This window comes from Phocaeicola sp. (assembly GCF_048170425.1).
GTDB lineage: Bacteria > Bacteroidota > Bacteroidia > Bacteroidales > Bacteroidaceae > Phocaeicola.
On record NZ_DBEXBB010000138.1, the window covers coordinates 1 to 9310 of the forward strand.

The window sequence follows — 9310 nt, forward strand, 5'->3', positions numbered from 1 at the left end:
TGTCACTATATCCCACCAGCAAGTATAGCGTTTTATCAATACACGGTGCAGATACATTCCACCATAAATCATTCCCATCATGACTAACACACGGTGGGAACGTGTCTCTATCTGTTGTTCGATGAACAACCAGTAAATGATGGTCAGTAGCATCAAGGCAAGTATCATGGTCAAAATGATGCCTGCTGCTGCTTTCCATTTAGTATTAATAGTTTTCATCTTTCCATTCAAAATTAAATAGTCAATTCATTCTCTTCTTTCAACCGCAAGCCGATGGCAAACACTTCTGAGGCTAAGAGGGCGATAAAGCCTAAAATCAGTGTGGAATCAGAGAAGGCAACTAATATATTCAATTTGCTTCCTGCCAGTTCAATGCATTGTGCAAGCTGGTGGTTTGAAATCCAGACACTAATAAAAGAAAGCGCACACATTCCTGTCAGGCTCCATCCTACGCGGCGCAGGTGTTTTACGTTGCTCCAGTCGAACACGATGTTCCGGTTGATGTGTATCATCAGCTTGGCGAAATAAACAGTGGCATAGACAAATCCGATAATGACAATAAAACCGATGAGTCCTTGCAGCACTTCAAAGCCATGGCTGGAATGGGAGTAGGGGCATTCCACAAGTGCCGTAATTGGTTTGACAGCCAGTTGTCTGCCGTCTTTCAAGTTGGTGACTGTTCCGGTCGTTTCCATCATGTCAGTAGGCAAGACGTGTACCATTTTATACTGGGGTATTTCAGTGATTTCTCCTTGTGCAGCTTTCATGCCTACTTCTATTCCGTTTACAAACATTGCTATGATTAAGTACACATTTCCGGAAACGGACAACAGGAAAGCAGCAATCATGCATACACAGAATATATTCAGTCTCTTTTTCATAATGCAGATGAGGATTTTAAATGGTCAAATCATTTTCTTGTTTCAGTTTTACCGCTACTACAAATACTTCCGTGAGAAGTATCAGCAACAATATACCTATCCAACTGAATTCAAAAGGAGATGCGGGCTGGATGGTGTACCCTGGAATCGTAAGTTGCGCCATGGCATCACGGGTTTCACTCCAGTCAAGGAAATATTTAACCAAGTGATAGGCAATAGGAGGATAAATTCCCCACCGTATCCGTCGGATGTTGATGGATGTAAAAACCTCTTTGCGGATGATAGAGATAAACAGACGGATGAGGTTGTAAAGTCCATAAACGGAGACCAGTCCTGTGATTCCAAGCAGTATATAAGTGAAATTTGTCAGTCCGCTGAGTACGATGTACGAATGGCATTGCATGAATCCGGTGGGAACAGCTGTACCGGTTTGCGAGTTGGCTGCTTGTATGGCTGAATCGGGCAATACATCGAAGGTAGTTGCGGTTACCTTGTCAAAAACCGGATTTGTAGATTCTATACTGATGGGAGCCAGTTTATCTACATCGTTCCAGCCGTCATTAAAGCCGCCTATGAACTCAAAAAGCACGATTAATAGGGCTATTAATCCAATGATTTTAAATGTTTTCATCGTGTGAATGTGTTTGTGAAGATAATGTATTGTTCTCTATTTCGATAGCTTCTGTCTGGGCAGGCTGATGCCATACTGCCGGCTGTGGAACCAGTTTCTTTTGAATGAACAGCACACAGATGATGGTAAGAACTATTCCTCCAGTCGCCATAAGAGCTGCTCCCGTTTGTCCGTAAGTAGAAACCATGGTGGCATTCGGGTCGTCAGCTAATAAGAAAGAAAGCACGGCTGCACTGTTATTGACAAAGTGCATCAGGATGCCGGGCAACAGACTGCCTGTGCGATAATACATCCATCCCAGTGCCAAGCCAGTCACGAAGGCGAACGGCGCCTGTACCCAGTTGCCATGTACTATTCCGAAAATCAATGACGAAACTACGATGGCTCCTGCCGGATGTTTCCATTTGCGGAGTAAGTGTCCTTGAATGGCTCCACGGAACAGCAGTTCCTCTACGATAGGAGCCATGATGACCACGGCAATGATGCCCAGTGGGTTACGCATTATCATTTCGAACGCCTCCTGCATGTTGTTAGGTAAGTCGGCCAGCTCATTAAAGTAGTTGGTCCATAAGCCCATCGCTACAATGAATACCACTGAGGTAGCTAACAATTTGGGTGAGCTGTGATACCCCCAAGTCTTCTGGTCCAGTCCCACATATTTCCCCACCAGCAAATGGATACCTACCGCAGCGGTAGAGAGGATTTGTGCCAGCATGATAAGGTTTGTATAAAGACTGTCGGGCGTCTGTGGAACTTCATAACTGCCTTGATACAACATGTATCCACAGATGGCTACTCCCATGAAAGCTAATTGGTAAGCGAAGAAATACAGTAATAATTTGATAGTGCGTCCCATAATGTGTGCGTTTTAAGTGGTTAGTTTATTTGTTTCTAGAAAGCTTCTGAAGGACTGGTCCCTCAGCTCCCCAGGTCAGCAGATAAGCTGGTGTCCAGTTCATTTGTTCTGCATCCCAGCGGTAAGCTTTTTTCTCGGTCATAGTTCCCAACGTGTCGTACTGGTATTCGTACTTCCACTTGGGAGTAAGTGTTTTGCCGTCTTCATTCAAGGTAGAAACAATCAGGCTTTGCTGGTTCTGTCCGTAAATGAAGGTTTCTTTTGCGTTTACATTTGTGGCTGTCAATGTCATCAATGCAGCAGCGATTCCTGCTACCAGTGTCTTTTTTGTGAATGTCTTTTTCATAATTGTACGTGTTTGTGTGTAAATAATAGTGTTTGTTTGCGCTTATATTCGATAAATATTTATCGTTTTTCGATATGCAAATGTAGATATTATTTTTGAACTGCAAAAGAAAAACAGAAATATTTTATCGAAAAACGATAAAAATTTGCCTTTTCGAGGAAAATCTTGTCTGATGAAACTGAATTCAGGTATTGTGAGGTGGTATAGGGATAAACAGGAAAGTCCCATTGTGTAGATTGGAGGATGAATTTATATGTTCTATGTTTTGCGTACGGGAAACGTACGTTTTTCAAGGCGGAACCGTATGTTCTCGGGTAGGGAAACGTAGGGTTTTGGGTTGTGAGATATAGAATATTTCAAGACATTTTCTGTTTATTGATGCACCATTTTCTAAATTAAATAATGAAGGAAAATCATGCAGATAAACAGAAAATCTCTAAATTTGCTGAGTATGAATCGAGTTATGACGGAAAAACAACTGATAGAAGAACTGCGATGTGGAAATGAGTCTGCTTTCAGATGCATTTATGAGCGGCATTATGTTCCTCTTTGCCGTTTTGCTGATTTATATCTTCATGATGCATCTTTGTCAGAGGAGGTGGTAGATGATGCCATCTTTTATTTGTGGGAGCATAGATGTGAGGTGGAAATCACTTATTCATTGAGAGCTTACTTGATGAAATCGGTTCGCAACCGTTGTTTGAATGAACTGAATTCGCTTACACACCGTGAAGAATTGCACTTTTCCTCTTTTTCTCTTCCTGAGAATGCGGAATTTCTGGATACCTTATTTGTAGAGAAAGACCATCCGTTAGGTTATCTGTTGGAGCAGGAACTTGAGGAAGAACTCGAGCGTTGTATTGAGACCCTACCGGAAGAATGTCGTATGGTTTTCAAGAAAAGTCGCTTTGAGCAGAAAAAATATGAAGAAATAGCCCGCGAGCTGAATATCTCTGTTAACACAGTTAAGTATCACATAAAGAATGCATTAGCATTTCTTCAGAAGCGTATGTCAGGCTATCTGAAACTTCTTGTGTGGTATATTTTCTTGGGAAATTGAAAAAATCTTCTTTTTTGACTACCCTCTTTTTTCTCTTTTTTGTCTTACTTATAAACACAGCAAATTATGCAGCACGAAGAAATGAAAAATGAACGGATTGATCAGTTGATTGCGGAATACCTTTCCGGTAGCCTGACGGCAGATGCTTTTCAGGAATTGAAAAGCTGGAGTCAGCAGTCGGACGAGAACCGTATGTATGTCCGCAATCAGATAGAGGTCTGGTTTTCATCGGGAGTAGCTGCAAAAGATAAGGTGTTTGATAAAGAAGAAGCTTTTGCCCGTTTCCAGAAACGAATCGGAAATAAAGAGCCGAAAGTGTACCGTTTCCCATGGAAGACCTTCTACCGGGTGGCAGCCGTGATACTGATTGTGTTGCTTCCGCTGGCTGGTTACTGGAAAGGGCAGGAAACACTTCGTCAGACATTTTCGGATATGGTAGTAGAAGCTCCGTTGGGAGCACGTACCAAGCTGTATTTGCCGGACGGTACGTTAGTGTGGCTGAATGCCGGTTCCAAAATCACCTATTCGCAGGGATTTGGCATGGATAACCGTCAGCTCAGTCTGGAAGGAGAAGGTTATTTTGAGGTGGTTCATAACCAAGACCTTCCTTTTGAAATACATACGCATGAAGTAGACTTACGTGTATTGGGTACCAAGTTCAATTTCAAGAACTACTCGGATGATGAAGAAGTGACGGTAAGTCTATTGGAGGGAAAGGTTGCCTTGCATAATAGTTTGAAATCCATGTCAGACTTATATCTCTCTCCTAATGAGAAGATGGTGCTGAACAAGCGTACGGGAGCGATGAAAAAATCGAAAAGCCGTGCAGAGAATTCCATGGTTTGGACCTGCGATGAATTGTTCTTTGATGAAGAATTACTGAAAGATATTGCCAAGAAACTGATGCGAAGCTATGACGTACGGATTGAGATAGCCGACAGCCTGGAGAACCGTCGTTTTTACGGTTGCTTTAAGGTGATGGGCAATACCATAGAGGAAGTACTGGAAACTATTGCTTCGACCAATCGCATGAAGTATCGATACGAAAATGAAAAATACATTCTTTATTAACTGATTTGTCAAACCTTAAAAAAGAGAAACACCATGAGAAAAGAATCTTCCGGCTGAGAGGCCCATAAGGCAAAGACATAAAAGAACAAGGAAGATGCGGGCACATCTTCCTTGCAGGCTTACAAGTCTTTTGCATAGGGCATAAAACTTGAATCAAAGATGCCGCAAAGATAGGTATTCTTCGATTCTTACAATTCTTACTTTTAGTTATTTAATTAAAAATCAACAGAATTATGAGATATTTCAATAAGGCTATGTTAATAGCCTCGGCAGCGCTTTGCCTGAACTTATCGGTATTTTCTCAGAATATTACACTAAAGACCGGTAATGTGACGGTGAAGGAGGCGATGGAACAGTTGAAGAAGTCGTCCGGGTATTCGTTTGTGTTTTCATCCGTTGATGTGAACACGCAGAAACGTGTGTCTGTTTCAGTACAGAATGCAAGTATTGAGGAAGCTGTAAAACAGATTCTTCAAGGGCAAGATGGATTGAATTATGAGATAAAGGAGAAAAAGATTATAGTACAGAAAGTACCAAGTAATGTTTCTGATGCGAAGATTGAAGTAAAAGGGAAAATAATAGATATAAATGGAGATCCTATTATTGGGGCAACAGTGAAAGAAAAAGGAACGTCCAATGGTACAATTACAGATTTTGATGGTAATTTTATCTTAGAAGCAAGTTTGGGGAGTATATTGAATGTTTCTTATATAGGTTATTCTTCTGTAGAAGTTAAATCTGTATCTGGAAAATTGCTTTCTGTTGTATTAAAAGAAGATACTCAGGCTTTGGAAGAGGTTGTGGTTGTAGGATATGGAGTGCAGAAAAAGGTTAATCTAACGGGTTCTGTAGGTAACGTTTCATTGAAAGATTTAGGAGATCGTCCGATAACCAATGCCAGTAATGCTTTGCAAGGTACAGTATCAGGTGTCTATGCATTGCAGAAATCAGGACAGCCAGGTGCTGATGGCGCTGTAATTAATATTCGTGGTGTGGGAACATTGAATAACAGTGATCCATTGGTTTTGATTGATGGATTTCCTGGAAGTATGTCGGATGTGGATGCTGCAGACATAAGTTCTATTTCGGTTCTGAAGGATGCTGCGTCTGCTGCTATATATGGTAATCGTGCAGCAAATGGAGTGGTGCTTATTACGACTAAAAAGGGAAAAACAGGTAAGGTGAGTCTGTCCTATAATGGATATTTTGGTGTACAGGAAGCTACGGCATTGCCTAAAACCTTGAATTCGTATGAATATACTACTTTATATAATGAAGCGTGTTTGAACTCTGGGCAACAGGAAAAATATCTTCCAGAGCAGATTCAGAAATATAAAGACGGTACGGATCCTATGTATCCTAGTATTAATTACTTTGATGTATACTATGATAAAGCAACCATGCAGAATCATCGTTTGAATGTAACTGGAGGATCAGAAACCTTTCAATATGCTATTATGTTGGGTTATTTAGATCAGGATGGTATTTTAATAGGTACAAATTATAGAAAAACAGACTTTCGTACAAATATTGACTCTTATCTGTTAAACAAGAGATTACGTGTAACGGCTCGTTTGTCAGGGAACTATGGCGTTAAGGGTGAACCGACGGAATTGTGGAATGCTAAATGGTATGCTTGTAATGCTCCTATTTTCCCATTAAAAAATGAAGATGGCCTTTGGATGAGTGTAAATGGAGAGCGTAACTATTACGGTGAGATTATGGAAGGAAGCACTTCGAAGGCCGAACGATATGTTTTTAATGGTCAGATTGAAGCAGAATTGAATATTTGGAACGGGCTAAGTGCCCAATTTACTTATGGGTATAATGTAGAAAGTGCTAATACTAATACTTTCCACTCAAATGTAACTCTTGCGAATGCGGATGGTTCTACAAAGTCTGTTATGTCAGATTTGACGGAAAGAAATGACTTGAATTATCAAACGATGCTCACGACTTTGTTGAAATATAATAAAAAATTTGGGAAACATGATATTTCTGTGATGGCAGGCTATTCTGAAGAATATTTTAAATGGAAATGGAATAGCGGTTTCCGTTCTGGTTTTGTAAACAATGACCAACGTATATTGAATCTAGGAGATGCTTCAACGATGAGTAATAATGCAGATGCTTATGATTTAGGTTTACGCTCTTATTTTGGCCGTATTAATTATAGTTTTAATAATCGTTATTTGTTGGAAGCTAACATTCGCCGTGATGGTTCTTCTCGTTTTGCTAAAGGGAATCAATGGGGAACTTTCCCTTCTTTCTCTATTGGATGGATTATTTCAGAGGAGGACTTCATGAAAAAATTTGATTGGTTAGGAATGTTGAAAATTAGAGCCTCATGGGGTAGACTGGGAAATCAAAATATTAATTCTTATTATGTGGGAAGTGATATATTGTCAATGGGACAAAATTATTCTTTAGGTGGAACGCTTCAGTCTGGTGTGGCAATAAACAGTATGATTAATAAAAATACCACGTGGGAAACTACAACTCAAACAGACTTAGGTTTTGACCTCTCCCTAAATAATGGTTTGTCATTCACCTTTGACTATTTTAACAAGAACACGGATGATATTTTGATGCAAACTCCTATTCCCATTACAATGGGAGCTTTAAGTGCTCCTTATGTGAATGCTGGAAAGGTAAATAATAAAGGTGTGGAAGCTATGATTTCTTACCGGAAGAACTTTGAAAATGGATTGGCAATTCGCACTAGTGTTAATCTTTCCCATATCGTGAATAAGATTACGGATTTAAAGGGAGCAAGTCCTATTATTAACGGAGCAAAGGCACAAGTGGAAGGGTATGCTATCAATGCCTTCTATGGTTATAAAATGGATGGACTTTATCAAATTTCTGATTTTACTTGGCAGAATAACAGTGATCCAAGTATCCCGCATGAGCAAAGAACATATACTTTGAAAGAGGGAGTGGTATCTGTGTCTAATTATACAGCCCAACCTGGTGACATTAAATATGCGGATTTAGATGGAGATGGAGTTGTGACCATGGAAAATGACCGTACGGTGATTGGTAAACAGTTCCCGGATTTATCTTATGCATGGCAGTTTAATGCAGAATGGAAAAACTTTGATTTTGGAATGTTCTGGCAAGGTGTTCAGGGTATTAATGGCTATACTTATTATGAAATTGCTTGTCCATTTAGTGGATTTGCAAATTGTGGTAGCTGGTGGTTGGATCGTTGGACACCTGAAAATCAGGGTGCTGAATATCCTCGTTTGACCTTGGATACAGGTCGTAATAACATATATTCTACTTTTTATATGGAGGATGCTTCTTATCTTCGTCTGAAAAATATAGAGTTAGGATATACATTTGACAGGAAATTGATTCCTTTCTTGAAGGATTGTAAGATACGTTTATATGGTAATATTCAGAATGTATTTACCATTACTAAGTTTAAAGGTTTTGATCCAGAGCAGGAAGTAGGAGAGGCTCGTGCCCAAGCATTCCCGCAAGTACGTATTTATACTGTCGGTTTAAATGTAAACTTTTAATTATATAGCTATGAAAAAAGTATATAGAAACATTATATTAATTTTAGGTTCCATTTTTATGAGTGGTTGCGTAGATAATTTGTTAGATCGAAATCCTATAGCATCTTTGTCTCCAGCTACATTTTATCAAGATGAGAATCAGTGTAAAATGGCATTGATGGGGGTGTATTCGGCTTTGCAGCCTGTTACCTCTACCTATTGGTTTCAGTTGGATTTTATGTCGGATGATGCCTATTGTCAGGATGCCTGGCAAGGTTCAAAGGAGTTTGGAGAGTGGGCACAAAACTCTTCAAGTGGAGCTGCATACGATAGGTGGACGCAGGATTATAAGATTATTGTCCGTGCTAATACATTTATGTTGGATGCAAAAGATGCAGCAATAGATGAGACTGTAAAATCTCAAATGATGGCAGAAGCTAAGTTCCTAAGAGCGTATGCGTATGCGGATTTAATTACGTTTTTCGGTGATGTTCCTATTGTGGAGGAATCGCAGACTTTAGAGAATGCGTATGTTTCTAGATCTTCGAAAGCTGATGTGCTAAAGTATTTGTTGGATGATTTGAATGCGGCAAAGGAGGTGTTACCTCGTCAATATTCTGGTTCAGATGTCGGCCGTGCAACCAAAGGAGCTGCATTGGCATTGAAATGTCGTATTTTATTATATAATGAGCAATGGGCTGAAGCTGCAAGTGCTGCTCAGGAAGTAATAGATTTAGGTGTATATGATTTGTACAATGATTATGCAGGACTTTTTGAAGAGGCAAACGAGAATAATATAGAGGTTATTTTTGATATACAATATCACTAGTGTCCACTAAAAATTAGAGGATGAGTTAAAAATTATAATCACTAAATAAATTTGGTCCATCAAGACCGCTTTGTTCTTTGACATCATTGAATTTAGTTTTGCTGAAGAGATCCCTTAATGAAGTCTTGTC

The 9310-nt window shown here is 39.7% G+C and carries 9 protein-coding genes; 4 read left to right on the forward strand and 5 right to left on the reverse strand.

What is annotated here, in order from left to right:
• From ACMJ0U_RS05420 to ACMJ0U_RS05440, 5 genes are all read right to left on the reverse strand, one after another.
• Positions 1-219 (reverse strand): hypothetical protein (locus tag ACMJ0U_RS05420; protein ID WP_417128682.1); only part of this gene is annotated, 219 nt, incomplete at its 3' end.
• A gap of 14 nt (positions 220-233) precedes the next feature.
• Positions 234-881, reverse strand: a complete 648-nt coding sequence (locus ACMJ0U_RS05425) for a DUF2975 domain-containing protein (RefSeq protein WP_417128683.1) — start codon at positions 879-881, stop codon at positions 234-236.
• Positions 882-897: 16 nt separating this feature from the next.
• On the reverse strand, positions 898-1512 hold the full coding sequence (locus ACMJ0U_RS05430; RefSeq protein ID WP_417128684.1) for a DUF2975 domain-containing protein: 615 nt from the start codon (positions 1510-1512) through the stop codon (positions 898-900).
• Entirely contained in the window at positions 1499-2368 is an 870-nt protein-coding gene (locus ACMJ0U_RS05435; protein ID WP_417128685.1) for a CPBP family intramembrane glutamic endopeptidase, read from the reverse strand. Before ACMJ0U_RS05435 ends, ACMJ0U_RS05430 begins: the two co-directional genes overlap by 14 nt.
• Before the next feature lie 25 nt (positions 2369-2393).
• Complete coding sequence (locus ACMJ0U_RS05440) at positions 2394-2714, reverse strand: DUF3836 domain-containing protein (protein WP_417128686.1); 321 nt, start codon at positions 2712-2714, stop codon at positions 2394-2396.
• Positions 2715-3165: 451 nt separating this feature from the next.
• On the opposite strand from ACMJ0U_RS05440, the gene ACMJ0U_RS05445 reads away from it, so the two are divergent.
• The 4 genes from ACMJ0U_RS05445 (at position 3166) to ACMJ0U_RS05460 (ending at position 9180) form a co-directional block, all read left to right on the forward strand.
• Positions 3166-3774, forward strand: a complete 609-nt coding sequence (locus ACMJ0U_RS05445; RefSeq protein WP_417128687.1) for an RNA polymerase sigma-70 factor — start codon at positions 3166-3168, stop codon at positions 3772-3774.
• Positions 3775-3840: 66 nt separating this feature from the next.
• On the forward strand, positions 3841-4845 hold the full coding sequence (locus ACMJ0U_RS05450; RefSeq protein WP_417128689.1) for a FecR family protein: 1005 nt from the start codon (positions 3841-3843) through the stop codon (positions 4843-4845).
• Positions 4846-5078: 233 nt separating this feature from the next.
• The gene (locus tag ACMJ0U_RS05455; RefSeq protein WP_417128691.1) at positions 5079-8372 is read left to right on the forward strand and encodes a TonB-dependent receptor; all 3294 of its coding nucleotides are present in this window, start codon (positions 5079-5081) and stop codon (positions 8370-8372) included.
• Between the two features lie 10 nt (positions 8373-8382).
• The gene (locus ACMJ0U_RS05460) at positions 8383-9180 is read left to right on the forward strand and encodes a RagB/SusD family nutrient uptake outer membrane protein (protein WP_417128693.1); all 798 of its coding nucleotides are present in this window, start codon (positions 8383-8385) and stop codon (positions 9178-9180) included.
• Positions 9181-9310 lie beyond the last annotated feature (130 nt).

What these genes read in the sequence shown, in the direction of transcription:
- ACMJ0U_RS05440 (WP_417128686.1), bottom strand. Translation starts at nt 2,714, where the DNA reads ATGAAAAAGACATTCACAAAAAAGACACTGGTAGCAGGAATCGCTGCT.
- ACMJ0U_RS05425 (WP_417128683.1), bottom strand. Translation starts at nt 881, where the DNA reads ATGAAAAAGAGACTGAATATATTCTGTGTATGCATGATTGCTGCTTTC.
- ACMJ0U_RS05430 (WP_417128684.1), bottom strand. Translation starts at nt 1,512, where the DNA reads ATGAAAACATTTAAAATCATTGGATTAATAGCCCTATTAATCGTGCTT.
- ACMJ0U_RS05445 (WP_417128687.1), top strand. Translation starts at nt 3,166, where the DNA reads ATGAATCGAGTTATGACGGAAAAACAACTGATAGAAGAACTGCGATGT.
- ACMJ0U_RS05455 (WP_417128691.1), top strand. Translation starts at nt 5,079, where the DNA reads ATGAGATATTTCAATAAGGCTATGTTAATAGCCTCGGCAGCGCTTTGC.
- ACMJ0U_RS05460 (WP_417128693.1), top strand. Translation starts at nt 8,383, where the DNA reads ATGAAAAAAGTATATAGAAACATTATATTAATTTTAGGTTCCATTTTT.
- ACMJ0U_RS05435 (WP_417128685.1), bottom strand. Translation starts at nt 2,368, where the DNA reads ATGGGACGCACTATCAAATTATTACTGTATTTCTTCGCTTACCAATTA.
- ACMJ0U_RS05450 (WP_417128689.1), top strand. Translation starts at nt 3,841, where the DNA reads ATGCAGCACGAAGAAATGAAAAATGAACGGATTGATCAGTTGATTGCG.